This window comes from Telluria beijingensis (genome assembly GCF_030770395.1).
Classification (GTDB): Bacteria; Pseudomonadota; Gammaproteobacteria; order Burkholderiales; family Burkholderiaceae_D; genus Telluria; species Telluria beijingensis.
In genome coordinates, this window is sequence record NZ_CP132480.1 from 4,815,277 (window position 1) to 4,841,452 (window position 26,176).

Annotated in this window: 21 protein-coding genes; 9 read left to right on the plus strand and 12 right to left on the minus strand. The window is 68.6% G+C overall.

The window, feature by feature from the left end; translation table 11 throughout:
- Positions 1-26: 26 nt before the first annotated feature.
- Positions 27-209, minus strand: a complete 183-nt coding sequence (locus tag Q9246_RS21190; RefSeq protein WP_306392817.1) for a hypothetical protein — start codon at positions 207-209, stop codon at positions 27-29.
- Between the two features lie 135 nt (positions 210-344).
- Between Q9246_RS21190 and Q9246_RS21195 the strand changes: the two genes are divergently transcribed.
- A complete protein-coding gene (locus Q9246_RS21195; RefSeq protein ID WP_306392819.1) occupies positions 345-1,280 on the plus strand; it encodes a methyltransferase in 936 nt (311 codons plus the stop codon).
- Here the strand turns inward: Q9246_RS21195 and Q9246_RS21200 are convergent.
- Positions 1,270-2,601: an ATP-binding protein gene (locus Q9246_RS21200; protein ID WP_306392821.1), complete on the minus strand. Its 1,332-nt coding sequence runs from the start codon at positions 2,599-2,601 to the stop codon at positions 1,270-1,272. The two genes, Q9246_RS21195 and Q9246_RS21200, sit on opposite strands and share 11 nt — an antisense overlap.
- Positions 2,594-2,947, minus strand: coding sequence for a winged helix-turn-helix domain-containing protein (locus tag Q9246_RS21205; RefSeq protein ID WP_306392823.1), 354 nt, complete (start codon positions 2,945-2,947; stop codon positions 2,594-2,596). The genes Q9246_RS21200 and Q9246_RS21205 overlap by 8 nt, the downstream gene beginning before the upstream one ends.
- 193 nt (positions 2,948-3,140) lie before the next feature.
- Between Q9246_RS21205 and Q9246_RS21210 the strand changes: the two genes are divergently transcribed.
- A complete protein-coding gene (locus Q9246_RS21210) occupies positions 3,141-3,794 on the plus strand; it encodes a response regulator (RefSeq protein WP_306392826.1) in 654 nt (217 codons plus the stop codon).
- Positions 3,795-4,748: 954 nt separating this feature from the next.
- On the opposite strand, the gene Q9246_RS21215 is transcribed toward Q9246_RS21210, so the two are convergent.
- Complete coding sequence (locus Q9246_RS21215; protein ID WP_306392827.1) at positions 4,749-7,031, minus strand: CHASE domain-containing protein; 2,283 nt, start codon at positions 7,029-7,031, stop codon at positions 4,749-4,751.
- 198 nt (positions 7,032-7,229) lie between these two features.
- On the opposite strand from Q9246_RS21215, the gene Q9246_RS21220 reads away from it, so the two are divergent.
- The 4 genes from Q9246_RS21220 (at position 7,230) to Q9246_RS21235 (ending at position 11,033) form a co-directional block, all read left to right on the plus strand.
- Positions 7,230-7,670 carry a hypothetical protein gene (locus Q9246_RS21220; protein WP_306392828.1) on the plus strand — a complete coding sequence of 147 codons (441 nt, stop codon included), beginning with the start codon at positions 7,230-7,232 and terminating at the stop codon, positions 7,668-7,670.
- A gap of 66 nt (positions 7,671-7,736) precedes the next feature.
- Positions 7,737-8,357 (plus strand): LON peptidase substrate-binding domain-containing protein, encoded by a 621-nt coding sequence (locus tag Q9246_RS21225; RefSeq protein ID WP_306392830.1) that lies wholly within the window; start codon positions 7,737-7,739, stop codon positions 8,355-8,357.
- A gap of 21 nt (positions 8,358-8,378) precedes the next feature.
- Positions 8,379-9,140, plus strand: coding sequence for an anti-sigma factor (locus Q9246_RS21230; RefSeq protein ID WP_306392832.1), 762 nt, complete (start codon positions 8,379-8,381; stop codon positions 9,138-9,140).
- A 300-nt stretch (positions 9,141-9,440) separates the two neighbouring features.
- On the plus strand, positions 9,441-11,033 hold the full coding sequence (locus Q9246_RS21235) for a DEAD/DEAH box helicase (RefSeq protein WP_306392833.1): 1,593 nt from the start codon (positions 9,441-9,443) through the stop codon (positions 11,031-11,033).
- A gap of 106 nt (positions 11,034-11,139) precedes the next feature.
- On the opposite strand, the gene Q9246_RS21240 is transcribed toward Q9246_RS21235, so the two are convergent.
- The 3 genes from Q9246_RS21240 to Q9246_RS21250 are packed head-to-tail and all read right to left on the minus strand — an operon-like array spanning position 11,140 to position 14,010.
- A complete protein-coding gene (locus Q9246_RS21240) occupies positions 11,140-12,528 on the minus strand; it encodes a sensor histidine kinase (protein WP_306392834.1) in 1,389 nt (462 codons plus the stop codon).
- Positions 12,515-13,201 (minus strand): response regulator transcription factor, encoded by a 687-nt coding sequence (locus Q9246_RS21245; RefSeq protein WP_306392836.1) that lies wholly within the window; start codon positions 13,199-13,201, stop codon positions 12,515-12,517. The genes Q9246_RS21240 and Q9246_RS21245 overlap by 14 nt, the downstream gene beginning before the upstream one ends.
- A complete protein-coding gene (locus Q9246_RS21250) occupies positions 13,198-14,010 on the minus strand; it encodes a MipA/OmpV family protein (protein ID WP_306392837.1) in 813 nt (270 codons plus the stop codon). The genes Q9246_RS21245 and Q9246_RS21250 overlap by 4 nt, the downstream gene beginning before the upstream one ends.
- Positions 14,011-14,180: 170 nt before the next feature.
- Between Q9246_RS21250 and Q9246_RS21255 the strand changes: the two genes are divergently transcribed.
- The 3 genes from Q9246_RS21255 (at position 14,181) to Q9246_RS21265 (ending at position 20,433) form a co-directional block, all read left to right on the plus strand.
- The gene (locus tag Q9246_RS21255) at positions 14,181-15,308 is read left to right on the plus strand and encodes an efflux RND transporter periplasmic adaptor subunit (protein ID WP_306392839.1); all 1,128 of its coding nucleotides are present in this window, start codon (positions 14,181-14,183) and stop codon (positions 15,306-15,308) included.
- Positions 15,305-18,385: an efflux RND transporter permease subunit gene (locus Q9246_RS21260; protein ID WP_306392841.1), complete on the plus strand. Its 3,081-nt coding sequence runs from the start codon at positions 15,305-15,307 to the stop codon at positions 18,383-18,385. The genes Q9246_RS21255 and Q9246_RS21260 overlap by 4 nt, the downstream gene beginning before the upstream one ends.
- An 83-nt stretch (positions 18,386-18,468) precedes the next feature.
- On the plus strand, positions 18,469-20,433 hold the full coding sequence (locus tag Q9246_RS21265; protein WP_306392842.1) for an acyltransferase family protein: 1,965 nt from the start codon (positions 18,469-18,471) through the stop codon (positions 20,431-20,433).
- Here the strand turns inward: Q9246_RS21265 and Q9246_RS21270 are convergent.
- From Q9246_RS21270 to Q9246_RS21290, 5 genes are all read right to left on the minus strand, one after another.
- Positions 20,430-22,139 (minus strand): response regulator, encoded by a 1,710-nt coding sequence (locus Q9246_RS21270; RefSeq protein ID WP_306392844.1) that lies wholly within the window; start codon positions 22,137-22,139, stop codon positions 20,430-20,432. The two genes, Q9246_RS21265 and Q9246_RS21270, sit on opposite strands and share 4 nt — an antisense overlap.
- 123 nt (positions 22,140-22,262) lie before the next feature.
- A complete protein-coding gene (locus Q9246_RS21275) occupies positions 22,263-24,374 on the minus strand; it encodes an ArnT family glycosyltransferase (RefSeq protein WP_306392845.1) in 2,112 nt (703 codons plus the stop codon).
- Entirely contained in the window at positions 24,371-24,760 is a 390-nt protein-coding gene (locus Q9246_RS21280) for a GtrA family protein (protein WP_306392847.1), read from the minus strand. The genes Q9246_RS21275 and Q9246_RS21280 overlap by 4 nt, the downstream gene beginning before the upstream one ends.
- The gene (locus tag Q9246_RS21285) at positions 24,757-25,149 is read right to left on the minus strand and encodes a GtrA family protein (protein WP_306392849.1); all 393 of its coding nucleotides are present in this window, start codon (positions 25,147-25,149) and stop codon (positions 24,757-24,759) included. The genes Q9246_RS21280 and Q9246_RS21285 overlap by 4 nt, the downstream gene beginning before the upstream one ends.
- A complete protein-coding gene (locus tag Q9246_RS21290; RefSeq protein ID WP_306392851.1) occupies positions 25,136-26,173 on the minus strand; it encodes a glycosyltransferase family 2 protein in 1,038 nt (345 codons plus the stop codon). The genes Q9246_RS21285 and Q9246_RS21290 overlap by 14 nt, the downstream gene beginning before the upstream one ends.
- Positions 26,174-26,176 lie beyond the last annotated feature (3 nt).

Consider the following 26,176-nt stretch of genomic DNA (forward strand, 5'->3'; position numbering starts at 1 on the left):
TTTCTCCTCGGCTGCTGCGGCGCCGCTCAGCGGCTGCCGCGTTTCAGGTTGCAGGTGTCGGCGCGCTCGCGCGCATCCTTGCCGCGCAAGTCGTCCAGCGCGCCCAGGCCGGCGCGCAATTCGTCGTGCAGTGCGCGTTCGCGGCGCTCGCGCGCGATCTCGCGCGCCATGCGACCGCGCGGCACTTCGTCCAGTTCCATGCTCGTCATGATGTTTTCTCTCTCGCTACCGGTTCCGATGTGTCCCGGTTGACTACATCATGCACCAAATCCGGCCCGCGCACGCACACATTCTCCGTGCGCGCGCGCACGGAATGACCGCACCGCGCATGCCACGCTGGCGGCATGAACCCATCCAATGCCAATGCCCTGCTCACCCTCGGCAAGGTGCTGCGCCAGGCCGGCTACCATTTCATGACGGTCACGCCGTCGACCCACCGCCGCATCAACAACCGGCCCGGCAACGAGCGCGCGCACGACCTGCGCGGCGTGTTCGGCTGGAGCCGGCCGTTCGATGCCGGCCTGCTGCCGGCCAGCGTGCTGGACCTGATGCGCGAAGCCGGCGTGCTGGCGCACACGGATGACGGGCTGCGTTCCACCGTGCGCGCATCGACCCTCGACGACATGCTGCTGTTCCACTCGGCGTGGCCGACGCGCGACGACGACGCCGTGTTCTTCGGGCCCGACACCTACCGTTTCGTGCATGCCATACGGCGCGGCTTCGCCTTCGTCGGCGCCGGCCCGGTGCGCGCGGTGGACATCGGCTGCGGCGGCGGCGCCGGCGCGCTCGCCATCGCCCGCAAGTTCCCGCATGCCGAGGTGATCGGCGCCGACGTCAACCCGAAGGCGCTCGACCTGGCCATGGTCAATGCGCGCCTGGCGCAGGCCCACAACGTCGCGCTGTGCCAGAGCGACCTGTTCGACGGCGTGCAGGGCGACTTCGACCTGGTGGTGTCGAATCCGCCCTTCGTGATCGATCCGGATGCGCGCCGTTACCGCCACGGCGGCGGCGAACGCGGCGCCGAACTGTCGCGCCGCATCGCCGAACAGGGGCTGGCGCGCCTGCGCCGCGGCGGCAGCCTGATGCTGTACACCGGCGTGGCCCTGTGCGGCGCCCACGACCACTTCCTGGACAGCCTGCGCCCGACCCTGGCGGCGCAATGCGATGCCTGGACCTACGAGGAACTCGATCCCGACATCTTCGGTGGCCAGCTGGGGGAACCGGGTTATGAGGACGTGGAGCGGATCGCGGCGGTATGGCTGCACGCGGTCAAGCGCTGAGCAGGTAGCGCCTGGTCATGCCACATATGCGCATGCCGGGCATGGCCCCACCCGGAGCGACGACGATCAGCGACTTCGCGACCAGCGCCGGCAGGCATTGCGCGGCCCCTTCGCCGGCGGCGCGCACCGCCTCGTCGACGCCGAACAGGCCGTCGAAGTGCGCGCAGGCGCGCAGCACGTGCAGCTCGGCCGGCGTCAACAGCCGCAGGCTCCAGTCGAGCGACGCGCGCATGCTGCGCTGGCGCGCCAGCGCGGTGCGCCAGCCGCTGTCGAGCAGGCGCGCGTCGTCGTCGAACAGCTCCGCCGCCGCCTCCAGTCCGAGTGCGCGGATGCGCGCCGCGGCAAACCCCAGCGCCAGCGGCACCCCATCGAGCCGGCGGCACAGGCGCCCCGCCAGCGACAGCTGGTGCGCGGTGGGCGCGATTCCCGCGCGCTCGACGAGCAGGCGCAGCGCCGGATAAGCCAGCGCCTGCGCCGGATCGCGTCCCGGGTCGGCCGGCGGACAGGCGAGCGGCGCCAGGCGGTGTACCCGTTCGCCATCATGTACCAGGGGTTGGCGGCTGGTGGCGATGACGTCGACGCCGTCGGCGGCGCGCAGCAGCTCCTCCAGCTGGCGCGCCGCGGCCTCGGACACATGTTCGCAGGTGTCCGCCACGACCAGCATGCTGCGCCGCGCCAGGCGGCCCGCGACTGCCTGCGCCAGGCCTTCCCGCGGGGCCAGGATGCCCAGCCCCGCCGCCAGCGCGCCTTCGACCAGGCCGCCATGTGCGCATGGCGCGAAATCGATGAAGCAGGCGCCATCGGAATAGTCGGCCTGCCGCCGTCGGGCCAGCGCCAGCGCCAGGGCGGTCTTGCCGATCCCGCCCGGTCCGACGATGGTGAGCAGGCGCCGCGGCCCGGCATGCAGCAGGCCCAGGTCCGCGTCCCTTCCCAGCAGCGGCCAGTCGGCCGCCGGCAGCGCGCGCGGCACGGATGCGGGCGCTGGCGCCGGTGGCGGGTCTTCGGGCAGCGCGATCACCGGCGCCACGAAGCTGTAGCCGCGGCCCGGGACGTTGGCGATATAGCGCGCCGCGCCGGCGTCGTCCTGCAGTGCCTGGCGCAGCGCGCGCACGTGCACCCGCAGGCAGCTGTCCTCGACCAGGCTGCCCGGCCACACCGCCCGTTCGAGCTCGGCGTGGCTGAGCACCTCGCCCGGGCGCGCGGCCAGGGCGCCCAGCAGGTCGATGGCGCGTCCGCCGAGCGGCACCACGACCGGACCGCGGCGCAGCTGGCGCGCGTGGCGGCACAGGCGGAACGGCCCGAAGGCCAGTACCTCAGGCATCGCCGCACACGCTCGCCAGGCGGCGCACGGGCACGGCCAGGCAGTAGCCCTCGCCGGCCAGGTTGACCAGGTGCGGGCAGTCGGCGCCGCCGCCCAGCAGCCGGCGCAGGTTCCTCACCTGGGCGCGCAGGTTGATGTCTTCCACCACCGTATCGGGCCACACGCCCTGCATCAGGGTGCGCTTGGCCACCACCTCGCCGGCATGGCTGGCCAGCAGCACAAGCAGGTCGAAGGCGCGTCCTCCGAGCGCCACCGGCTGCCCGCCGCGCAGCAGGCGCCGCGCCGCCGGCATCAGTTCGTAATCCAGGAATGCCAGCGTCTCGAACGCCGGCCTGCCGTTGTCCATGATCGTCTCCCTTGCAGTTCAGGTTCCGGCGCCGCCGTGTGGCGCCGTGGCGCCGCGTCATTACAAAATATTGATTTGCAATCAAGAAGCGGCATAATGGGAAGATAGCGGGCAGATCCCTGGTGCAGCAGGCCCAATCGGGGGGGATGGCGTGACGGCAGCCCGCGATAACCATGACAGTCGAACGGAAAACATGAACGACGCCACCGACAGCGCGACGGACGATGCGCCGGGCGCGCGCATCCGCGTGCTGCTGGTCGACGACCACCCCTTGATGCGGCGCGGGATCGCGGGCGTGCTCGAGGAAGCGCCCGACATCGAGGTGGTGGCGGAGGCCGATGACGGCTTCCAGGCGCAGGAACGCTACCGCGAGCTGCTGCCGGACGTGACCCTGATGGACCTGGCCATGCCGCGCTGCGGTGGCATCGAGGCGATCCGCGCCATCCGCAGCGCCGATCCGCACGCCTGCATCATCGCCGTCACTACCTATGCCGGCGACGGCCAGATCCAGCGCGCGCTGGAAGCCGGCGCCGCCGGCTATGTCTTGAAAAGCACGCTGTGCGTGGGCGTGGCGGAGGTGGTGCGCTCGGCCCACGCCGGCCGGCGCGTGCTGGCGCCCGACCTGGCCCAGCGCCTGACGCGGGCCAGGCCGGAGCAACTGACCGCGCGCGAGCGCGACGTGCTGGCCCTGGTCGCCCAGGGCCACGGCAACCGCGAAGTGGCGCGCGAACTGGGCATCGCCGAAGAGACGGTCAAGGGCTACATGAGCAATGTGCTGCAGAAGCTGCAGGCCAGCGACCGCACGCATGCGGTGGTGATCGCCCTGCGCCGCGGAATGCTGGACTAACCGCCGCCCCATCCATCACGCCGCAACGCGCAGATTATCTCCGATAGGGTCAGTGTAGATTTTATTGTAAATTTCCCTTAAACCTTCCTTTCCAATTAGGGTCAGAGTCGAATTCTTTGATAACTTCTTGCTGGCGGCCACGTTTCTGGCCAAAATTTTGCGCTAGCGGCCGATGATGGCCATGAAACCAGTCGCTACACGATGTGATAGGTCAAGGATGCGATGGATGCCAAGTCGGATCGACCTCGTTCTGCAATCAATTTCTCAATAATTTGACTCTGACCCTAATTGGAAAGGAAGGTTTTGGAGAAATTGCAAATTAAATCTACACTGACCCTATTTACCCGTATGGCATGGGAAGCCGGTGTTTGCGAGGGTTAAGCGAAATGGAATGAAAAAAGCCACCTTGCGGTGGCTTTTTTCATGCTGCTTGGCGGAGAGGGTGGGATTCGAACCCACGGTACGGTCACAACCCGGGCCACCTCAGAGTAGAATTATTGAGCAATTTCTCCGCAATCCGGGTAAATAGGGTCAGAGTAGATTTAATTGCCAAGATCTTTTTGGAATCGCGTTGAAGGTATATTTCTGAGTGGCTGGTTATAAAAGAAATTGAAAAATAATTCTACTCTGACCCTATTTATTTTGGTCGTCAAATTGCTAGTGTCGAGAAATTTTATTTCGTTAAAAGAAATTTTTCGTAAAAGGTAATTTCTCCGGTTTTATTCTTGTAATGTCGTGCAATGAATAAGGCGTTCAGTAATTAGGGTCAGAGTAGAATTGTTGAGCAATATCTCGTCGCCTGGAATGAATCGGGGACAGAGTCAGCGTGGGTGGCAATTTCCTTCCGTAGAGATTAATGAGGGTCGGAGTCGAATTAAAAGCAATTCTAAGGAATTGCTCAATAAATCTACTCTGACCCTAATGGGAGTTTGTGGGGGGCTTATGGGGCAGTGCTCAGGGGTGGGCGCCGATGTCGGGTTCGGCCAAGGCTTTGACTACCGGTGCGGTATGGCGGGGCAGGTAGATGGTGACTGTCGTGCCGGCGCCGGGGGTGCTTTCGAGGCGGATCTGGCCGCCGCTTTGGCGGACGAAGCCGTGGGCCATCGAGAGGCCGAGGCCGGTGCCCTTGCCTTCGGGCTTGGTGGTGAAGAAGGGCTCGAAGGCGTGTTCCATGACCTCGGGCGGCATGCCGTGGCCGTTGTCGGCGACTGTGATCGCGACGTAGTCGCCGGGCGCCGGTTCGCCCGCGAGCTGGCTGGCGCCTGGGGCGATCGTCAGGTTGGCCAGGCGCAGCGCGATGCGGCCGCTGCCTTCCATCGCGTCGCGCGCATTGATCACCAGGTTCAATAGCACGTGCTCGAGCTGGTTCGGATCGACCAGCGTCGGCCACAGGTCGGGCGGGGCGCTGCGCTCCAGGACGATGTCGTCGCCGGCGGCGCGCTGCAGCAGGCTGTCGCTGCGCTCGAGCAGTTCGGCCACGTCGACCACGCTCGGATGCAGCGGCTGGCGGCGCGCGAAGGCGAGCAGCTGGCCGGCCAGGCGCGAGCCGCGCTCCACCGCGTCGAGCACATTGTGCAGGCGCTTGCGGCTGGGCGGCCCTTCGGCGCGCAGTATCAGCTGCACGTTGGCGCTGATGATGTGCAGGATGTTGTTGAAGTCGTGCGCCACGCCGCCGGTGAGCTTGCCGACCGCCTCCAGCTTCTGCGCGCGCGCCAGCGCCTGGCGCGCTTCATCCAGGCGCTGCTGGCGCTGCGCCTCGCGCGCCTCGGCCTCGCGGCGCGGCGTGATGTCGCGCACGAACACGGTGGCGCCGGCGCCGTCGCCCGGGGGCAGCAGGGCTACCGCCAGCTCCACCGGGACCCGGCGCCCGCTGGCGTGCAAGACCTCGGTCTCGGTCGGCGGGCCGGCCACGGCGCCCGCGCCGCCGCGCGCGAAGGCGTCGAAGGCGCTGCGGAAGGCGGCGCGCCGCTCCTCCGGCAGCAGGTGCTCGGCCGGGCTGCCGATCGCCTGCGCGGCGTCCAGGCCGAAGATGCGCGAGGCCTGCGCGTTCCAGTCGGTGATGCGGCCGTGGCGGTCCACCGCGACGAAGCCGTCGTGGGCAGTCTCGAGGATCGTCTTGAAGCGCCGCCCGTCGGCCGCGATGCGGTCGTGCGATTCGCGCAGCTCGAGCGTCATCGCCCGCGCCAGCTGCAGCGCGCGCCGGCGCGAGCCGGCCAGCAGCCAGACCACCAGGCTGACCAGGAAGCCCAGCACCACCCCGGTGGCGGCCACCGTCTGCGGGCGGTCCTGGTCGAGCGTGGCCTCGAGGCTGGCGCTGGACGCCATGCGGACGGTCCAGGTGCGTCCCGCGATGCTCAGGCGGGTGGCGGTGGAAAAGCGCGGCGTCCCGACGCGGTCGGCGCCCGGTGAGCGGTACAGCAGCGCGTCGGGCGCCATGTGGTCGCCGTCGTAGATCTCGACGTCGAGCGTGGGCGCCGCGATGCCCCCCACGCCGCGCATCAGGTCTTTCATGCGGAACGGGGCGTAGACCCAGCCCGCCAGCGCGGCGCGGCGCTGTTCGACGGTCTCGACGTCCAGCCCGCGGCGGTACACCGGCAGGTACATCAGCACACCCGAGTCGGTGCCGGACCCTTCCTGCACCAGCACCACCTTGCCGCTGAGCGCCGCCTGGCCGCTGTCGCGCGCCGCCGCCATGGCCGCGCGCCGCACCGGTTCGCTGTACATGTCGAAGCCGAAGGCGCGCAGGTTGCGCGCATTGAACGGCTCGATGTGCGAAATCGCGCTGCGCGGCGCTTCACCGTCAACTGGATGCACCCGGTACTCGGGAAAACCCTCGGCGCGCACCCGCGCCTCGTGCGCCGCCAGTGCGCCCGGCGGCAGCGCGGTGGCCACCGCCAGGGCTTCCAGCCCGGCGAACGACTGGTCCAGGCGCAGCACCTGGTAATACTCGGCGAATTCGGCCCGGCCCAGGTCGACCGAGCCGCGCAGGTAGCCGCGCGCGCCGCGCAGCACCTGTTCATACACCAGCAGGCGCCGCACGATGCTGTTGCCCATGTCGCGGGTGCGGTAGTCGAAGGCCTCATGCAACTGGGCCTCGGCGCTGCGCTGGGCGCTGGACCAGGCGCCGAAGGTGATCAGGAGGGTCAGCACGAACACCAGTAGCGCCATCAGGAGTGGCGCATGGCCGGCGACGGACGCCGGTGGCGGGACTGGGGGGCGATTGGCGGTCTGCTGCATGTCCTTGTGCGTGGCAGCCGTGGCGGCGGGGTTGATCGGAGGGACCGGACTCCGTAGGATACGCATCCTTGCATTGACGGGGCGCACGCGACTTTAGGCCTTTGTCAACGAAGCTTGTCAACCGGGACCATTGGATGCTCTTTGCCGAATGAAACATTCTAATAAAAAATCTTGCCGCCGCAATTGCAGCAAAGCCGGATGAGACGACTGGCGACACGCCATTGGCCGCTGAGCGCGCTGGCCGCCCTGTGCACGCTGGCGCTGCTGTGCGCAATGCTGGCGCCATTGAAGGGCGCCAGCCAGGCGCTGCTGCTGGCCTTCCCGGCCGCGGCCAACGAAGCCCTGGCGCTGCCGACCGAGATCCGCCTGACGCGCGGCGTCCAGGACGTGCTGCTGCTGCGCAACGAGGGCCGGACCCCAGTGGTGTTCGGCCCGCTCCGGATCGGCCCCGGGCGCGAAACAAGCCTGCCGTTCGGCGAAGCCGGGCTGTATACCTATGCCTGCCCGCCGGTGGTAGGCAAGTTGGTGCGGGTGCGGGTGGTGGATGCGCCCGACCCCGGCTGGGGCCGGCTTCGCTGGCGCCTGGACAATCTGCGCCAGTGGCTGCGCTACCTGCCCCTGCGCGCGCCGGACGACTGAAAAAACGCCCGCGATCGACCGCAATCGTACACCCGCAACGGCCCCGATTCTGTCATCATGGGGCCCATGTCGACGATTTCCATGCCACTGTTCCCGCTCAGTACGGTGCTGTTCCCGGACGGGGTGTTGCCGCTGCAGGTGTTCGAGGTGCGCTATCTCGACATGGTCAGCCGCTGCATCCTCGACGGCACGCCGTTCGGGGTGGTGCTGCTGACGCATGGCCACGAGGTGCGCCGTCCCGACGCCGAGCAGGAGCGCTTCGTCGCCGCCGGCACCATCGCCTCGGTCACCGAGACCACCACCGAGACCCCCGGCCTGCTGCAGGTGCTGTGCCGCGGCGGCGCCCGCTTTTCGGTGGTCACCGCCGAGCAGCGCGTCAACGGCCTGTGGATGGCCGAGGCGCAACTGGTGGAAGACGACCGCACGGTGCGCATCCCGTCCGAGCTGCAGGGCGCCGCCGATGCGCTCGACCGGGTGATCAATTCGCTGCACGACGTTCCGCAACAGCGCTGGCCGGTGCAGCCGCCGTTCCGGCTCGACGACTGCGGCTGGGTGGCCAACCGCTGGTGCGAGTTGCTGCCGCTGCCGAACCAGCAAAAGCATCATATGCTAATGCTCGACAATCCCGTGATCCGGCTCGAATTGCTGCATGACGTGCTGGATGAACATGGCTTGATCACTTCCTAGCCACCACCGCATGGGCCCGGCATGAAATTCTCTGACGATCTCCTCATCGGGTATATCAACGGCGAACTGGCCGAGCCGGCGCGCGCGGCGGTCGAGCGGGCCATGCGGGCCGATCCGGTACTGGCCGCGCGCATCGCCCACCACCGCGCCGAACTCCAGCTCAAGGGCACTACCCGCAATGGCCGCATCGGCGTCTCGGCCAACGGCCACGACGGCAACGGCCATGCCCGCGCCAGCGTGCCGCCCTGCGGCGCCAAGGTAGTGCAGCTCAACAGCCTGCGGCCCGGACGCACGGTGCCGCCGCCGCAGATTGCCTACAGCAACTGGTGCAAGCGGCACTGGATGGCGGTCGGCGCCGCGCTGCTGCTGGGCGTCGGCGCGGGCGCCTTCGGCTGGCACAGCCTGGCGCAGGCGCCCGGCCTGGCCACCCTCGACCACGAGAACGGCGCCCTGGTGGCGCGCGGCGAGCTGGTGGCGGCGCTGGACGGCCAGCTGGCCAGTCCCGGCCCGTCCGGCAGCGGGGTGCGCATCGGCGTCACTTTCGTGGCCAAGGACGGCGGCTATTGCCGCAGCTTCGTGGTCGACACCACTGCCGGCCTGGCCTGCCTCAAGGACCGGCGCTGGACCATCCCGGTGCTGGCCCAGGATGGCAGCGGCGCGGCCTGGGTCGACAACAGCCAGCCGCCGCCCGCCGTGCGCGACGCGATCGCGGCGCGCATCGCCGGCGCCATGCTCGATCCGGCGGCCGAACGGGCGGCCCAGCAGCGGGGATGGACGCGGTGAGGCGGGCGGCCGGCAAACGGCGCCATGCTGCATTGCGGCAGGGGACCGCTTTCTTTTGGTAAACTGTCTGAAAACAGGCCGGCATATACATGGGTGGCGATTTCGGGTATCGTGTCACCCGCTAAAAGTGTCTCTACGTCCGCTTTATTCGGCTTGCCGCCGCCAGCCGGCCACTCCCCGGTCCCTGCCATATGCGCCGGAGTCCGGTTCCCGTTCCGCCCTTCGCTGCGCGTCCCTCGACCCGCGACGGGGAGAACATGCCCGATCGTAGAGCTGAACGAATGAATGCAACCAAATAATATGTCTGATTCTCCGAGCAACATCGTGAACAACAGCGACGTCGTCGCCACCCCGGACGCCGCGCCTGCCGTCCCGGCACCGGCCACGGCGTCCGCCGCCCCGGCCCCAGCGCCGGCCGCCGCCGAGGCGCCCACGGTGCGTTTCGCCGATTTCGGCCTGGCGCCGGAAATCCAGCGCGCGCTCTCGGACCAGGGCTACGTCCATCCGACCCCGATCCAGGCCCAGGCCATTCCCGTGGTGCTGCAGGGCCGCGACGTCATGGGCGCCGCCCAGACCGGCACCGGCAAGACCGCCAGCTTCTCGCTGCCGATCCTGCAACTGCTGATGCCGCACGCGAACGCCAGCATGTCGCCGGCGCGCCATCCGGTGCGCGCCCTGGTGCTGGTGCCGACCCGCGAGCTGGCGGTGCAGGTGGCCGACAACGTCAAGGCCTATGCCCGCCACACCCCGCTGCGCGCCACCGTGGTGTTCGGTGGCATGGACATGAAGCCGCAGACCGAGATCCTGCGCCGCGGCGTCGAGATCGTGATCGCCACCCCGGGCCGCCTGCTGGACCACATCGAGCAGAAGAATGTCAGCCTGGGCCAGGTGCAGATGCTGGTGATGGACGAAGCCGACCGCATGCTCGACATGGGCTTCCTGCCCGACCTGCAGCGCATCATCAACCTGTTGCCGAAACAGCGCCAGAACCTGATGTTCTCGGCCACCTTCTCGCCCGAGATCAAGAAGCTGGCCAACACCTTCCTCAACAACCCGCTGACCATCGAAGTCGCGCGCAGCAACGCGACCGCCGAGAAGGTCACGCAGGTGGTCTACAAGGTCGACGAAGAGCAGAAGCGCGACGTGGTCGAGCACCTGATCCGCTCGCGCGACATGAAGCAGGTGATCATCTTCTCGAACACCAAGATTGGCGCCTCGCGCCTGTCGAGCCATCTCGAGAAGCGCGGCGTCAAGGCCTCGGCGATCCACGGCGACAAGACCCAGCAGGAGCGCATGGCGGCGCTGGACGCCTTCAAGAACGGTACCGTCGAGGTGCTGGTGGCGACCGACGTCGCCGCGCGCGGCCTCGACATCTCCGATTTGCCGGCCGTGATCAACTACGACCTGCCGTACAATGCCGAAGACTACGTGCACCGCATCGGCCGTACCGGCCGCGCCGGCGCCTCGGGCGACGCATTGTCGGTGTACTCGGACAAGGACGAGCGCCTGCTGGCGGACATCGAGAAGCTGATCAAGCAGACCATCACGCGCGGCACGCTGGAAGGCTTCGTGGCGCCGACCGCGCGTGGGCGCGAAGGCGGCCGTGACTTCGGCGGCCGCGAGGGTGGTCGCGACAGCGGTCGCGACTACGCCTCCCGCGATGCCGAACGCGGCCCCCGCCGCGGCGACGATGCCGGTCGTGGCGCACCATCGCGCGGACCGCGCTCGCTCGGTCCGGGCGCACGCCGCGAGAAAGTCGATCCCTGGTTCCTCAAGCCCTACGAGCCGACCAGCAGCCCGCGTCGCGACGATGTGGTGCCGAACTCCGTGGCCAAGCCGGCCAAGCAGAAGCTGGCCTTCCTGCTTGGCGGTGGACCGAAGCCGCAGGCTTGATCGTCAACGCCACAACGATTCGCTAGCTCCAGCACGTCGTCCCCGCGCAGGCGGGGATCCAAGTTTCACGCCGCACCACTGACGTCGATTTAAGTGGCTGCGCTGATTAACTTGGGTCCCCGCCTGCGCGGGGACGACGTTCTTGCGCTGACAGTGCGAAGCGCAGTCCCGGATTGGCCTGCTGCGCCACCAGCCGCCACCCGTGCGCACGCGCGACTTCGTGGCAGATCGACAGCCCCAGCCCGGCGCCATGGTCGCGCCGGTGCGGCCCGCGCCAGAAACGCTCGAACAGCAGCGGCAACTGGGCGGCAGCCACGCCCGGCCCCAGGTCGCGCACCGACAGGCTATCCGCCGTGATTTCCACCGTGACCGTCGAACCGGCCGGCGCATGCTCGATCGCGTTCTCCAGCAGGTTCTTCAACAGCGTAAACAACGCGCCGCGGTCGGCCCGCCATGCAGGCAGATCGTCCGGCGCCGACACCGCCAGCGTCACGTTCGCCGCGTCTGCCATGCGCTGCAGGTAGCCGATCGCCTCGTCGACCACCTCGCGCACCTCCACCATGCCAAAATCGTAGTTGGCCGCCTCGCTGGCCTCGGCCAGCAGCAGCAACTGCTGCACCTGGCGCGTCATGTAGGCGACGTCTTTCAACAGGGCGGCGCGGTCGTCTTCGCCCTCCACGCCGAGCTCCACCTGGGCCCGGATCATCGCCAGCGGCGTCTTGAGTTCGTGCGCCGCGTTGCCCAGGAATTCCTGCTGCGCGCGAAAAGCCTGTTCGAGCCGCTCCAGCGCGCGGTTGAAGCTGTCCACCAGCGGCGCGATCTCGGCCGGCACCGCGTCGGTGCGCAGGCGCGCATGCATTGCATGCAGCGAGATGCCGGCCGCCGACGCCGACACGTCCTGCAGCGGGCGCAGGGTGTAGCGCAGCGTGATCCAGGTCGTCAGGCCGAAGGCCACCAGCAGCACCAGCGTGAACAGGGCGATGCCGGCGCCCACCAGCGGCATCGCGACCCGGTGCAGCAGGTGCATCATGCGCTGGCTGACGGCCACCTGCAGGCGCCAGTCGCGGCCGCCGCGCACCAGCGGTTCGCTGGCGCCGAAGAACTGCACGCCGCCGCGCTCGAACTCAAATCGTTCCCGGACCGATTTGCGGTCCGTCGTGCGTGGCAAAACGTCGTCCGGCCAGAAGCCATGACCCGCCTCGGACCACAGCACCACCCGGCCGGCATCGTCCACCAGCCGGTAGGCGACTTCGCGTCCCAGGCTGTCGAAGGCCCAGCGCAGCGCATGGTGGTCCTCGTCCCCCAGTTGCGGCCGGCCGTCGCGGTCGAAGTGCACCTTGGTCGCCAGGTCGCCGGCCATGTCGGACAGGTCGACTCTAGCCAGCACGCTGGTGCGCAGCGCAAGAAAGGCGACCAGCACCACCAGCATGATGCTGAGCAGGGCGCCGGCGATGAAGGCCATGACGACCTTGAGGCGGATGCTATTGAGCCGCATCGTCTTCGCGCAGCACATAGCCGACGCCCCGCAGGTTGACGATGCGCTGGCGCGAGCCGATCGCCGCCAGCTTGCGGCGCAGGCGGTGCAGGGCCACGTCGAGCGCGTTCGGCGTCACCGCTTCGTTCAGGCCCCACGCCGCCGCCTCCAGCGCGCCGCGGCGCACAGTGGTCTCGTGCTTGCGCAGCAGGAGGAGCATGATCTGCATCTCGGCCGGGGCCAGGGTGATGCGCTCGTCGCCGCAGCACAGCAGGTCGGCCTCGGGCAGCAGCGCCAGGTCGCCGTTGGCGTGTGCCAGCGGCCGGAACTCCACCGGGCGGCGCAGCAGGGCGCGCACCCGCGCCACCATCTCGTCCATCGCGAACGGCTTGGCGAGATAGTCGTCGGCGCCGGCCTCGAGACCCTGCACGCGGTCGTGCAGCGCTTCGCGCGCCGTCAGCACCAGGCAGGGGATGCCCAGACCAGCGGCGCGCATCCTGCCCAGCAGCGCCAGGCCGTCGCCGTCGGGCAGGCCGCGGTCGAGGATCAGCGCCTGGTAGGACATCTGCTGCAGCGAAGCCCAGGCGGCGTCGATGCGGGTGGCCACGTCGACCGCAATGCCGGCCGCCGCCAGGCCCTTGGCGATCAACAGGGCCAGGCGCTCGTGGTCTTCGATCAGGAGTACGCGGCTCATTTGAAGCGGTACAGGTAGCCGAGGAAGACCCGGTTTTCAGTCGACTTGTCCACCAGCGGGCTGTCCTTGATTTCCTTCGCCAGGCGCGTCACCTCGAAGTCGACGAAGACGGAATGGCGCTGGTCAAACATATAGATCCCGCGCACGCCCACTTCGGCATTCACGCCCGATTCGCCCCGATAGGCAGCACGTCCTGCGCGCACCTCGTCGGCGCGCACGCCGTAGTAATAGTCGACGTACTTCTTGTCGTGCCAGTTCGCCGCCACGCGCGGCGTGATCATCACGCGCTCGCCGATATGCCATGTCTTCTCCAGGCCCAGGTTGAAGCGCTTGCCCTTGCTATTGCCCGATGCATCGCCCAGGGCCTCGGCGGTGACGTCGAACCAGTCGCTCTTCCATTCGATTCTAGCACCGGCCCAGAAGCCGCTTTTCCTTTCCCGCATGCCGGCCAGGATCGGCGTGTCCTCGATATCGTCGTCGTCGTAGCCGCTGCCGTCGTAGCGCGCGACCAGGTCGACGTTGATGGTATGCGAGGCCGCCGGTTCCAGACTAAGCAGCTTGAAGCCGAGCTGCGGCCCGATGATCGAGACCCAGCGGTTCTCGTACTGCACGAAGGGGATCGCCATGTTCTCGCGGTCGATGCCGGCATAGGCCTTGTCCATCGTGATGGCGCCGACGCCCAGCGCCCACGACGATTGGGGCGGGCCGTCGCCGCCCGGCTGGGCCAGGGCGGGCAGGGACCAGATCATGGTCGCGGCGAGCAGCGACAAGTGCGCCAGGTGGCGTTGCAGGAAGGGTGGGGTAGGCATGGGGAAGTCTTTCGAGTTGTTGGAAGCGCCATGCTCGGCCCCCTCGTCTTACCCGACACTTACCGAAGCACCCGGCCCGACGACTTTCGGACGACAGCGCTTCGGTAAGTATTCGGAAAGCCAACCGGGCCGATAGTCCGGTGCGTTGCCGACCCCAAGAGGACCCCACCATGAACACATTCCGCAAGCTGGCGCTTGTCGCCGCGACCGCACTCGCCGGCGCCGCCCTGGTCGCCGCGCTCACTTCCGCCGACGAAGCAACCAGCGTAGTCAGTCACGCCACCCGCGGCGCCGGCCAGCCGGCGCTGGCCGTGGCCGCGACCACGCTCACCCGGGACACCATCCCGACCCGCATCGCCGCCAGCGGCAATATCCAGCCCTGGCAAGAAGCCAGCATCGGCGCCGAGGCGAACGGCCTGCGCCTGGTCGAGGTCAGGGTCAATGTCGGCGACCGGGTGCGCCGCGGCCAGCTGCTGGCGCGCTTCGCGGCCGAGACGGTCGAGGCCGAACTGGCGCAGGCGCGCGCCGCGCTGGGCGAGGCCGAAGTCTTGCTGGCCGAGGCGGCGGGCAAGGCGCGCCGCGCGCGGCGGCTGGCCGAGAGCGGCGCCATGGCGCTGCAGGAGATCGAACAGCAGGTCAGCGCGGAGCACGCGGCCGCGGCGCGGGTCGAGGCGGCGCGCGCGGTGCTCGCGACCCAGGCCCTGCGCCTGGCCCAGACCCGCATCGTGGCGCCCGACGACGGCATCGTGTCGCTGCGCGCGGCCACGGTCGGCGCGGTGGCGCCGGCCGGCCAGGAACTGTTTCGACTGATCCGCGGCGGGCGCCTCGAATGGCGCGCCGAAGTGGCCGGGCGCGACCTCGACCTGTTGCGCCCCGGGCAGGTGGTGAACGTCACGCTGGCGGGCGGCCAGATGGTCGGCGGCCGGCTGCGCATGCTGGCGCCGGCGATCGACCTGCAGACCCGCAACGGCCTCGCCTACGTCGACCTGGCGCCGCATCCGGGCGCGCGCGCCGGCATGTTCGTGCGCGGCGAATTCGACCTCGGCGAGAGCGCGGCCGAGACCCTGCCGCAAAGCGCGACCCTGCTGCGCGAAGGGTTCAGCTATGTGATGCGGATCGGACGTGACTCGCGCGTGGTGCAGACCCGGGTGGCGCTTGGCCGGCGCAGCGGCGACCGGATCGAGATCCTGGACGGACTGTCCATCCAGGACCGGGTCGTGGCCGCCGGCGTGGCCTTCCTGGGCGACGGCGACCTGGTGCGCGTGACCCCCGATGCCGGCCAGCAGGCGCGCCGATGACACTGAATCTCTCCACCTGGTCGATCCACAACCCGGTCCCCGTCATCCTGCTGTTCGTCCTGCTCACCTTCGCCGGCCTGATGGCCTTCGCCGGCATGAAGGTGCAGAACTTCCCCGACATCGACCTGCCCACCGTCACCGTGGCGGCGTCCTGGCCCGGCGCCTCGCCGGTCCAGGTGGAAACCGAGGTGGCGCGCCGCATCGAGAACGCGCTGGCCACGGTGCAGGGCGTCAAGCATATCCGCAGCCATGTGAGCGATGGCCAGGCGAGCATCACGGTCGAATTCGTGCTCGACAAGCCGGTGCAACTGGCCGTGGACGACGTGCGCGACGCCGTCGCGCGCGTGCGCGGCGACCTGCCGCCCGAGCTGCGCGATCCCGTGATCCGCAAGGCCGAACTGGCGGGCGGCCCGATCCTCACCTATGCGATCGCCTCGACCCGCATGGACCTGGAAGGCCTGTCCTGGTTCGTCGACGACACGGTCACCCGCGCCCTGCTGGCGGTGCCCGGCGTGGGCAGCGTCGCGCGCGTGGGCGGCGCCAGCCGCGAAGTGCGGGTCGAACTCGATCCCGGCCGCCTGCTGGCGCTGCGCACCACGGCGGCCGACATCTCGCGCCAGTTGCGCGCGGTGCAGCAGGAAGCGTCCGGCGGACGCACCGGCTTCGGCGGCGCCGAGCAATCGGTGCGCACCATCGCCACGGTGCGGACGGCGGCCCAGATCGGCGCCATCGAACTGGCGCTGGCCGACGGCCGCCGCATCCGGCTCGATGACGTGGCCAGCGTCAGCGATACCGTGGCCGAGCCGCGCGCGGCCGCCTTCCTCGATGGCGCGCCCAGCGTCGGCTTCGAGATCGTGCGCGCCCGCGGCGCCGGCGAACTCGAGGTGGCAGCTGGCGTGCGCGCGGCGCTCGACGGCTTGCGCGAGCGCCACCCGGGCGTGAAAATCACCGAGGCCTTCAGCCTGATCGACCAGGTGGAGGAAAGCTATGCCAGCTCGCTGCGCATGCTGGTCGAGGGCGCCCTGCTGGCGGTGCTGGTGGTGTTCGCCTTCCTGCGCGACTGGCGCGCCACCGCGGTAGCGGCAGTGGCGCTGCCGCTGTCGGTGATCCCCACCTTCGCCCTGATGCAGGCGATGGGCTTCACGCTCAATATCGTCACCCTGCTGTCCTTGTCGCTGGTGGTCGGGGTGCTGGTCGACGACGCCATCGTCGAGGTCGAGAACATCGAGCGCCACCTATCGATGGGCAAGCCGCCGCTGCAGGCGGCGATCGACGCCTCGCGCGAGATCGGCCTGGCGGTGGTGGCCACCACCTTCACCCTGATCGCGGTGTTTTTGCCGACCGCCTTCATGGGCGGCACCGCGGGCAAATTCTTCGTGCAGTTCGGCTGGACCGCGGCCGGCGCCGTGTTCTTTTCGCTGGTGGTGGCGCGCCTGCTGACGCCGATGATGGCGGCCCGGCTGCTGCGCGCGCCGGCATCCACGGCCCGGCGCGAGCCGGCCTGGATGCCGCGCTACCTGGCCTGGGCCGGCTGGTGCCTGCGCCACCGCCGCGCGACGCTGGGCGGCGTGGCGGCCCTGGTGGCGGCCGGCATCGGCCTGGCGGCCATCCTGCCGGCCACCTTCATCCCGGCCGACGACGACGCCCAGACCCAGGTGACCCTGACCATGCCGCCGGGGACCGAGCTGGGGGCGACGGTCGCGATGGCCGAACGGGCGCGCCTGGCCCTGGCGCAGCATCGCCACCTGCGCCAGGTCTATGCGGCGATCGGCGGCGGCAGCAGCGGCGATGGCGGGCCATCGGATGCGTCGGCCGCGGCCATGGCCGACGTGCGCACGGCGCGGCTGACACTGACCCTGACGCCGCGCCCGATGCGCGATGGCCTGCGCAAGCAGCAGATCGAGCGCGAGCTGCGCGCGCTGCTGGCCGACCTGCCCGGGGTGCGGGTCCAGGTCGGCGCCGGCGGGTCCGAGGTGTACACGCTGGTGCTGTCGGGCGAGGACGGGGCCGCCTTGGCGCGCCATGCGCCGCTGGTCGAGCGCGACCTGCGCACGCTGGATGGCATCGGCGCGGTCGTGTCCAGCGTCAGCCTGCTGCGGCCCGAACTGGTGGTGACGCCCGATTTCGCGCGCGCCGCCGACCTCGGCGTGACATCGAACGGCATCGCCGAGACGCTGCGCATCGCCACCGTCGGCGACTACCAGGAACACCTGGCGAAGCTGAACCTGGAACAGCGCCAGGTGCCGGTGCTGGTGCGCCTGGGCGAGGCCGCGCGCGCCGACCTGGACACGCTCAAGCGCCTGCCGGTGCCGGGCGCGCGCGGGCCGGTGGCGCTGGAACACGTCGCCACGCTCGAGCATGGGAGCGGGCCGGTGGAGATCGCGCGCCTGGACCGCCGGCGCCATATCGGCTTCGACATCCAGCTCGACGGCCTGGCCATGGGCGACGTCGAGCAGGCGCTGCTGGTGCTGCCCAGCCTGCGCCAGCTGCCGCCCGGGATCGAGCGTACCGCGGCGGGCGACGCCGAAGAAATGGGCGAACTGGCGATCGGCTTCGGCCTGGCCATGCTGACCGGCGTGCTGTGCATCTACATGGTGCTGGTATTGCTGCTGCGCGGCTTCATGCAGCCGCTGACCATCCTGGCCGCGCTGGCGCTGTCGGTGCCGGGCGCCTTCCTGGCGCTCTACGTGACCGGCGCGGCGCTGTCGATGCCATCGATGATCGGCCTGGTCATGCTGATGGGGATCGCCACCAAGAATTCGATCCTGCTGGTCGACTACATCGTCATCGCACGCGAGGAATATGGGCTGGGGCGGAGTGAGGCCATCCTCGACGCCTGCCGCAAGCGCGCGCGGCCGATCGTCATGACCACCATCGCGATGGGCGCCGGCATGCTGCCGGTGGCGCTGGGCTGGCTGGGCGACCCGAGTTTCCGGGCGCCGATGGCGATCGTCGTGATCGGCGGGCTGCTGACGTCGACCTTTCTCAGCCTGCTGGTGATCCCGGTTGTGTACAGTGTCGTGGACGACCTGGTACGGAGTGTGACACGCGCAACAGTCCAGGGTTGCATTGCTTGATACTTATAAAATTTACATGCGATAATATTTCTATATGGCTATCTTGCTGTTGATAAACAGCAAGCTCCTCATAAGGAATTCTCTTGCATACCGAACGCCAGGCCATCGCCGCCGCCCAACACTTACCCTACCGAGCAGACATCGACGGCATGCGCGGCATCGCGGTCCTGATCGTCGTCCTGTTCCATGCCTTCCCCAAGGCGCTCTCCGGCGGCTTCGTCGGTGTCGATATCTTCTTCGTGATCTCGGGTTACCTGATCTCGACCATCCTGATGAAGGAGTTCGGGAGCCAGTCGTTCACCTATGCGAATTTCTACGCGCGCCGCGCCCGGCGCATCTTCCCGGCCCTGATCCTGGTGCTGGCGGCGACGCTGGCCTTCGGCTGGATCGCGATGTTCCCGGACGAACTGAAGCTGCTCGGCAAGCACGTGGTCGGCGGCGCCGCCTTCGTCTCGAACGTCTTCCTGTGGTTCGAGGTCGGTTACTTCGACACCGCGGCCGAGACCAAGCCGCTGCTGCACCTCTGGTCGCTGGGGATCGAAGAGCAGTTCTATATTGTCTGGCCGATCCTGCTGGCCCTGGCATATCGCTTTCGCGCCAGGGTGTTCTGGCTGACCCTGGGCCTGCTGGTGGTGTCGTTCGGCGTCAACGTCGGCGGCATCGCGCAATTCCCGAGCGCGACTTTCTATTCGATCGCCAGCCGCGCATGGGAACTGGCCATCGGCGCGCTGCTGGCCTGCCTGAGCCTGGGCCACGGCCCGGCCGCCCTGGTGGCCGCGGTCGATGGCAACGGCGTGGCGCGGCGCAATGCGCTGTCGGTGCTCGGTCTCGCCCTCATCGTCGCCGCCTGCCTGCTGGTGCGCGGCGGACAAGGCTTCCCCGGCTGGTGGGCCTTGCTGCCGACCCTGGGCGCGGCAGCCCTGATCGCCGCCGGCCCGCAGGCCTGGGTGAACCGGGTCATCCTGTCGAACCGCCTGCTGGTCTGGGTGGGCCTGATCAGTTATCCGCTCTACCTGTGGCACTGGCCGCTGTTGTCCTTCGCCCAGGTCGTCGAGTCGGGCGTGCCGGCTTTGCGGATCCGTGTCGCGGCGGTCGTGGCGGCGGTGGTGCTGGCCTGGCTGACCTACCGGCTGGTCGAGCAGCCGATCCGCCGCCAGCGTCGTCACGGCGGGGCGGTTGCGGTCGTGCTGGCGCTGCTGGTGGTGGCGCTGGGCGGCTTCGGCGGCTGGGTCTACCAGAAAGACGGCCTGCCGCAGCGGACCAGCATCGTCGAGAATGCGAATGCCCAGAAGTCGCTGATCCTGGTGGAAGACCGCGAGAACGCCGCCGCCTGCAAGAAGGAGTATGGTTTCGAGACGATCTATGAATACTGCCTGAAGGCGAAGATCGGCCAGCCGCCGACGGTGGCCCTGATCGGGGACAGCCACGCCTACCACGTGGTCGCCGGCCTGACGAAATACTACACGGCACGCGGCGAGAACCTGGTGTATTTCGGCACCGCGATCCCGCTGATCGGCGCGCCGGCATCGACGACCGACTATTACCAGCAGGCGACGCCGAAGATGCTGGAGCTGGCGCTCACGACCGACAGCATCAGGAAGGTGATCATCTCCACGATCCTGAAACACGAGACCGACTCGGACCACGGCCGGCTGCTGGTCCAGCAGTTCCGCACGACGATCAAGGCCTTCCTGGATGCGGGCAAGGAAGTCATGTACCTGTACGACGTGCCGACCCTCGACTTCGACCCGCGCGCCTGCATCCGCCGCGCCGGCGTGGCCAGCTCGACGACCAACCGTGACTGCACCATGGATGTCGAGGACTACAACAAGGCGGTCAGCGCGCACAACGCGGTCGTGGCGTCGGTGCTGAAGGAGTTCCCGGGCGTGACCACCTTCGCGCCGGCCAGGTATATGTGCGACGACGAGCACTGCAAGGGCATGATCGATCGCGCGCTGATGTACCGCGATAACAATCACCTGAGCTATGAAGGCGACCTGTATGTCGGCGCGAAGTTTGCCGAGGAACAGGCGGCCGCGGGGCGTTAGTCGGCGCGCTTGAGGGCTGCCCCGACCCGCTCCAGCAAGTCCTGGTGCTGGTAGGGCTTGGACAGCACGTCCAGCGTGCCGCTGGGCTTGCCCCGTCCCGGCAACTCGTCCATATAGCCGGTGGTGACCAGCACCGGCAGGCCGGGACGCCTGGCGTGGACCCGCTCGATCAGTTCCAGCCCGTTCATCCCGCCCGGCATGATGACGTCGGTGAACAGCAGGTCGATGTGCTCGCCGGCTTCCAGCATGCCCAGCGCGCGCTCGCCGCTGGACGCCGACACGACCTCGTAGCCGGCCATCGCCAGCATCGCCTCGGCCAGCTCGCGCACGTCGTCGTTGTCCTCGACCACCAGGATGCGGCAGCGCCGCCGCTGCGAATCGTCGGCGGTGTCGCCGCCTTGCCCGGCCGGCGCGAGGTCATCGCCGGCGGCCTGCGCGGCGACCCGGAACACCATGCGCACCTGCGTCCCTTCGCCCGGCGCACTCTCGATGTCGAGCCTGCCGTGCGATTGCTGCACGAAGCCGTGCACCATCGCCAGGCCCAGTCCCGTGCCCGGTCCCTTGGTGGTGAAGAAGGGTTCGGTGGCGCGGCGCCTGACCTCGGGCGTCATGCCCTGGCCTTCGTCCTTGACGCAGATGCACACATACTCGCCGGCCGGCAAACCCAGCAGGCGGCGGCGCGCGTCGCCCAGCACCGCAGTGCCGACCGTGACGGCGCCGCCGCCGGGCATCGCATCGCGCGCATTGAGCACCACGTTCAGCAGCGCCATCTCGAGATAGGTCGGGTCGATGGTGCAGGACGGCAGGCCGGGTTTCAGGTCGAGCCGCAGGTCGATCTTCTCGCCCAGCGTGCGCACCAGCATGTCCGAGAACTCGACTACCAGGCTGTTGAGGCTCAGGCATTTCGGTTCCAGGCGCTGCTTGCGGGCGAAGGTCAGCAGTTGCTGGGTCAGCTTGGCGGCCTGCATCGTGGCGCGCTGGGCGCGCCGGATCGGCTCGGCCGCCTTGTGCTGGGCGCCGGCGCCCAGCACCGCGACCTCGAGGTTGCCGTTGATGACTTGCAGCAGGTTGTTGAAATCGTGGGCCATGCCGGCCGAGAGCTGGCCGATGGCTTCCATCTTTTGCGCCTGCAGATAGGATTCCTGGCTGTTGCGGCGATCCGAAATGTCCATCTGCGAAGCGAAGAAATACAGCAGCGTGCCGTCCTGGTCGAAGATCGGGCCGAAGAACAGCGCGTTCCAGAACGGCGTGCCGTCGGCCTTGTAGTTCAGCAAGTCCACCGCCACCGCGCGTTCTTCCTGCACCGCGCGGCGCAGCTCGGCCACCGTCGCGCGGTCGGTATCCGGGCCTTGCAGGAAGCGGCAGTTGCGGCCCAGGATCTCGTGTTCCTGGTAGCCGGTCAGGTCGACGAAGGCGCCGTTGGCGAACACGATCGGGTTGTCTTCCTGGCGCGGATCGGTGATCAGCATCGGCATGCGGGTCATTTCGACCGCGGCGAAGAAGATGTTGCCGCGGTCTTGCAGCCCTTCGCGCTCGATGTAGCCGGCTTGCCAGTGGTTGACGCCCGGATTGTCCCCGGGGGCGCCCATCGGGTGCACGGCATTGCCCTCGACCTCGCCATCGGCCGGCACGCCGCGGCTCTGGCCGCCGCCTTGCACATCAAGTTCTTTCTTGAGTGAATCGTCTTTTGTCGGTCCGAGTACCATGTGGCTATCCTGGGCGCTACCGGCGGCGGCATGCCAACCGGTTCGCCTCCACTGTAGCCCGACCGCTTGCCCTGCCTCCGTTCGTGAGCGCACAGAGACGCTCACTCGGGGCAGCCGTTCGCCTCAGTCCAGCGGCGTGGCGATCACGATCTCGCCCAGCGCGATGCCCAGCTGGCGGGTATCCTGCGAGCCGTCGAACTCCTTGGGCGAGATCGGCTGCGGCACCTCGATCACGATGCTGCGCTGGGCGCCGTCGGTCTCCAGCGTGAGCAGCACGTTCTTCATCGGATGGTGCGGGATGCGGAAGGTGGTGCTGGCATCGCCGATGCGTAGCACGAAGGGCAGGTCGGCGTTGCCGGCATAGCTCGAGGCGCGGATCTTGAGGCGCACCTTCCGCGGCAGCACGGTGTTCAGGTGCAGCACCACCTGCTTGCCGTTCGACCAGGCGCCGAACGATTCCGGATGCGACAGCCCTTCGACGCTGGCGAGGATGCCGCCCGGCGGCTTGCTGAAGTCGACCTGGCCGATGCGGCTCTCGGGCACGCTGATGCGATACAGCGAGAATTCGTCGGTGGCCACCACCGGCTTGTACTGGGGCGGCATGGCGTGCTTGCGCATCACCAGCAGCCATTTGTGGTGGGCCGGCAGCTCGTCTTCGGCGATCGGCGCGTTTTCTTCCAGCAGCAGCAACTCGGTGTCCTTGTCGTCGATGTGGAACTGCGCGCGGATCATCTCGATCGCGTTGAAGCCGGCCACCGTCAGGTATTTGCGCTCGGCCGGCGGCACGTTCGCCAGCACCGCCTGGCCGGCGCGGTCGGCGGCGGTGATCTCGTGGTTGAACCTCGCGGTGATGTAGTGCGACGAACTCAGGCCGCCCAGGATCAGCAGCGGCAGCGCGAGATAGACGAACAGGCGCGCTCCCATCGCCTTGCCCATGGCCCAGGCCAGCAGCGTGGCCAGGCCGATGGCGATGATCACGCGGCCCTGCCAGCGGTCGGCCTTGAACTTGAAGATGTCCGGGCCGTCCACCGGGTTGTAGGCGTAGTTCGGCAGCTTGACCAGGGCCAGCAGCATCAACACGGCGATGACGCCGGCGATCGCCCAGCGCAGCACGGGACGCGCATCGTCTTCGCGCCGGCCCAGGGTGGCCGCCGCGATCAGCCACAGCAGCGGCAGCACGAAGCTGTAGTAGCGCATGTGCAGGCGCCAGCCTTCGTCGGCCGGCGCGTGCGGCGACACCAGCGAGGCGGTGAACAGGATCGTCACGCTCACCGTGGCGCCCGCCGCCAGCAGGGCCCAGACCTGCAGCCGGCCGGCGCCGGCATCCGGGGAGCCGGCCGGGTGGCGCACCGGTTTGCGCAGCAGCGCGTGCAGCGTGATCGCGATCGGCAGCGGCACCAGCATCGCCAGCACCATCAGGTGGCCCTGGGCGCTGACCAGGATCGGTCCCAGCGTCTCGGCCATGGTGCGCGCGCCGGCCGAATTGGCATTGGCCTGGTAGAACCCGCCCAGCAGGTGCAGGCCGGCCTCGCCCGCGATCAGCCAGCCCAGGCCGAACTTGACGGCGGCTCCCGCCGCCAGCGTCAGCGCCACCGAACCCAGGGCCGGCAGCAGCCAGCGTCCGCCCACGCTCCAGCGCGCGTACAGCATGTATAGCACCAGCGGCGGCACCAGGAACAGGGCATGCACCTTGATCAGCGACAGCACGCCCAGCACCACGCCCAGCGCCAGGCTCCAGCGCAGCAGAGGCCAGCCGATGCCGGCCAGCGCCACCCAGCTCAGCACGCAGAAGCCGAAGTAATAGAAGGTCTCCGGCATGAAATAGGTGGTGTACAGGTTCAGCGGCGCCAGGGTGGCGGCGACCGCCATCGCCAGCGCCATGCCGCGGCCGGCGACCTGGCGCCCGATGCCGTAGACGAAGGGCGCCGCGCCGACCATGAACAGCACATTGGCCGCGTGGATGCAGTCGTAGAAGCGCGCGCCGCAGGCATTGCTGCCGCGCGCCATCCACAGGTAGAGCCACGACGGCAGGATCGATTCACTGAGCTCCTGCAGGCGCGACATGCGGCTATACGACCATTCGTCGGCCATGATCTGCGGCTGGGTGCCCCAGGTGCGGATCAGGAGATAGGCGGTGATCGCGGCGAACAGCGCCGCGACGGCGGCCTGCGTCCAGCTGCGCCCGGCGCGGTTGGCGGCGAGTGAAGCGAAGTCTTGTCGGTCGAACGCGGTCATTTGAAGATCCAGTATTTGCCAAGAAGGAAGCTGTTGATCGAGATCAGCGGCAGCGAGGCGATCTTGCCGGCCACCGGCATCCCGAACAGGCTGTCCGCCAGCGCGACGCAGCCGAGCGTCAACACGTAGTTCAGGGCCACCACGCACAGGTAGCGCCCGAAGTTTGCCGGCGTGGCGGCGGCGTCGAAGGTGACGCGGCTGTGCCAGGCGTAGTTGACCAGCAGGCCGGTCCCGAAACCGACCGTGGTGGCGACGGCGAAGTGGGCGCCGCCCTGCAGCAGCAGGTGCAGCACGCCGATGTCGACCACGGCCGACAGCACGCCGCCGGCCAGGAACAGGATCAGCTGGCGCGAGCGCCCCAGCAGGCGAAGGAGCGACGCCGTCATCGGTACACCCAGCGCTTGCCGAGGATGTAGCCGTTGATCGAGGTGATCGGCAGCGATAGCAGCTTGCCGGCCAGCGGATGGTCGAACAGGTGGGCCGCCAGCGCCACGCAGGCCAGCATCAGGCCATAGTTCATGGCGATCACGCACAGGAAGCGGACAAACGTGCCGGCGCTGGCGCGCTTGTCGAAGATGCGGCTCTGGATCGCGAAATTGAGCAGCAGGCCGGTGCCGAAACCGGCGCTGGCCGCCAGCGAATAATGCACGCCGACCGACAGCAGCAGATGCATCAGGCCGACGTCGACCAGCGCGCACAGGGTGCCGCCGGCCACGAACACGGCGAACTCGCGCCAGCGCGGCGGCATGCGCATGGCGAGATCAGCCTTGTTCATTGCGGCGGCGGAACAGCGTTTTCTTGTGCAGCGGCCGGGTCGGCACCGAGGCGATGTCGTAGGCCAGGAAGGCCAGGATCAGCTGCACGCCCATGATCACCGGCAGCGCCGCCAGCATCACGGTGCCGGCCGGGGTGGCGATGCGGTCGCTGGCCGAATCGAGCCAGTGCGACACGCCGTACACGGCGCCGAAGGCCACCAGCAGCAGGCCCAGTGGCAGCTCGAGCGAGGCCAGCGACATATTGCGCAGGTAGTAGTTGTAGAACAGGCGCTTGCCCAGGTTGCGCACGTGCTTGGCCGCGAACTCGGTGACTACTTTCGAGATCTTGAGGTTGCTGACTTCGTCGCCATACTTGGCGTCCATCGGCACGTCGGCCACCACCGCGCCCAGGGTGTTCAGGCGGAACAGCATATCGGTCTCGAAGAAGTAGCGCCGGCTGATCTTGTCGAAGGGCAGGTGGCGCGCGCAATCGGCGTGGATCGCCGTATAGCCGTTGGTCGGATCGAACAGGTTCCAGTAGCCCGACGAGACCTTGGTCATCAGCGACAGCACCGCATTGCCGAACAGGCGCATGGCCGGCATCTGCCGGATCTGCTCGAGGTCGAAGAAGCGGTTGCCCTTGGTGTAGTCGGCCTCGCCGGCCAGGATCGGCGCCACGAAGTCGGGCAGCAGGGCGGCGTCCATCTGGCCGTCGCCGTCGATCTTGACGATCACGCTCGCACCATCGGCGATCGCGGCGCGGTAGCCGGTCATCACGGCGCCGCCCACGCCCTGGTTCTCGGCATGTTCGAGCACCGTCACGCGCGGATCGCTGCAGTTGGCGCGCACGAAGGCGCCGCTGGCGTCCGGGCATTTGTCGTCGACCACATAGATGCGCGCGACCTCGGGGCCAATGCCGGCGATCACGCCGATGATGTGGCGCGTGACGCGGTAGCTCGGGATCACCACCGCGATGGTGGCGGCGGTGTTGCCAGTGATAGGGACGGGGACGCCGACAGGGGCGGGATCCAGAATGGGAGTCATCTC

Excerpts from the sequence above, each read along its gene's own strand:
- Q9246_RS21260 (WP_306392841.1), top strand. The coding sequence starts at position 15,305 with ATGACACTGAATCTCTCCACCTGGTCGATCCACAACCCGGTCCCCGTC.
- Q9246_RS21190 (WP_306392817.1), bottom strand. The coding sequence starts at position 209 with ATGACGAGCATGGAACTGGACGAAGTGCCGCGCGGTCGCATGGCGCGC.
- Q9246_RS21270 (WP_306392844.1), bottom strand. The coding sequence starts at position 22,139 with ATGGTACTCGGACCGACAAAAGACGATTCACTCAAGAAAGAACTTGAT.
- Q9246_RS21220 (WP_306392828.1), top strand. The coding sequence starts at position 7,230 with ATGAGACGACTGGCGACACGCCATTGGCCGCTGAGCGCGCTGGCCGCC.
- Q9246_RS21195 (WP_306392819.1), top strand. The coding sequence starts at position 345 with ATGAACCCATCCAATGCCAATGCCCTGCTCACCCTCGGCAAGGTGCTG.
- Q9246_RS21240 (WP_306392834.1), bottom strand. The coding sequence starts at position 12,528 with ATGCGGCTCAATAGCATCCGCCTCAAGGTCGTCATGGCCTTCATCGCC.
- Q9246_RS21225 (WP_306392830.1), top strand. The coding sequence starts at position 7,737 with ATGTCGACGATTTCCATGCCACTGTTCCCGCTCAGTACGGTGCTGTTC.
- Q9246_RS21255 (WP_306392839.1), top strand. The coding sequence starts at position 14,181 with ATGAACACATTCCGCAAGCTGGCGCTTGTCGCCGCGACCGCACTCGCC.
- Q9246_RS21205 (WP_306392823.1), bottom strand. The coding sequence starts at position 2,947 with ATGGACAACGGCAGGCCGGCGTTCGAGACGCTGGCATTCCTGGATTAC.
- Q9246_RS21275 (WP_306392845.1), bottom strand. The coding sequence starts at position 24,374 with ATGACCGCGTTCGACCGACAAGACTTCGCTTCACTCGCCGCCAACCGC.
- Q9246_RS21230 (WP_306392832.1), top strand. The coding sequence starts at position 8,379 with ATGAAATTCTCTGACGATCTCCTCATCGGGTATATCAACGGCGAACTG.
- Q9246_RS21280 (WP_306392847.1), bottom strand. The coding sequence starts at position 24,760 with ATGACGGCGTCGCTCCTTCGCCTGCTGGGGCGCTCGCGCCAGCTGATC.
- Q9246_RS21285 (WP_306392849.1), bottom strand. The coding sequence starts at position 25,149 with ATGAACAAGGCTGATCTCGCCATGCGCATGCCGCCGCGCTGGCGCGAG.
- Q9246_RS21290 (WP_306392851.1), bottom strand. The coding sequence starts at position 26,173 with ATGACTCCCATTCTGGATCCCGCCCCTGTCGGCGTCCCCGTCCCTATC.
- Q9246_RS21235 (WP_306392833.1), top strand. The coding sequence starts at position 9,441 with ATGTCTGATTCTCCGAGCAACATCGTGAACAACAGCGACGTCGTCGCC.
- Q9246_RS21200 (WP_306392821.1), bottom strand. The coding sequence starts at position 2,601 with ATGCCTGAGGTACTGGCCTTCGGGCCGTTCCGCCTGTGCCGCCACGCG.
- Q9246_RS21250 (WP_306392837.1), bottom strand. The coding sequence starts at position 14,010 with ATGCCTACCCCACCCTTCCTGCAACGCCACCTGGCGCACTTGTCGCTG.
- Q9246_RS21215 (WP_306392827.1), bottom strand. The coding sequence starts at position 7,031 with ATGCAGCAGACCGCCAATCGCCCCCCAGTCCCGCCACCGGCGTCCGTC.
- Q9246_RS21245 (WP_306392836.1), bottom strand. The coding sequence starts at position 13,201 with ATGAGCCGCGTACTCCTGATCGAAGACCACGAGCGCCTGGCCCTGTTG.
- Q9246_RS21210 (WP_306392826.1), top strand. The coding sequence starts at position 3,141 with ATGAACGACGCCACCGACAGCGCGACGGACGATGCGCCGGGCGCGCGC.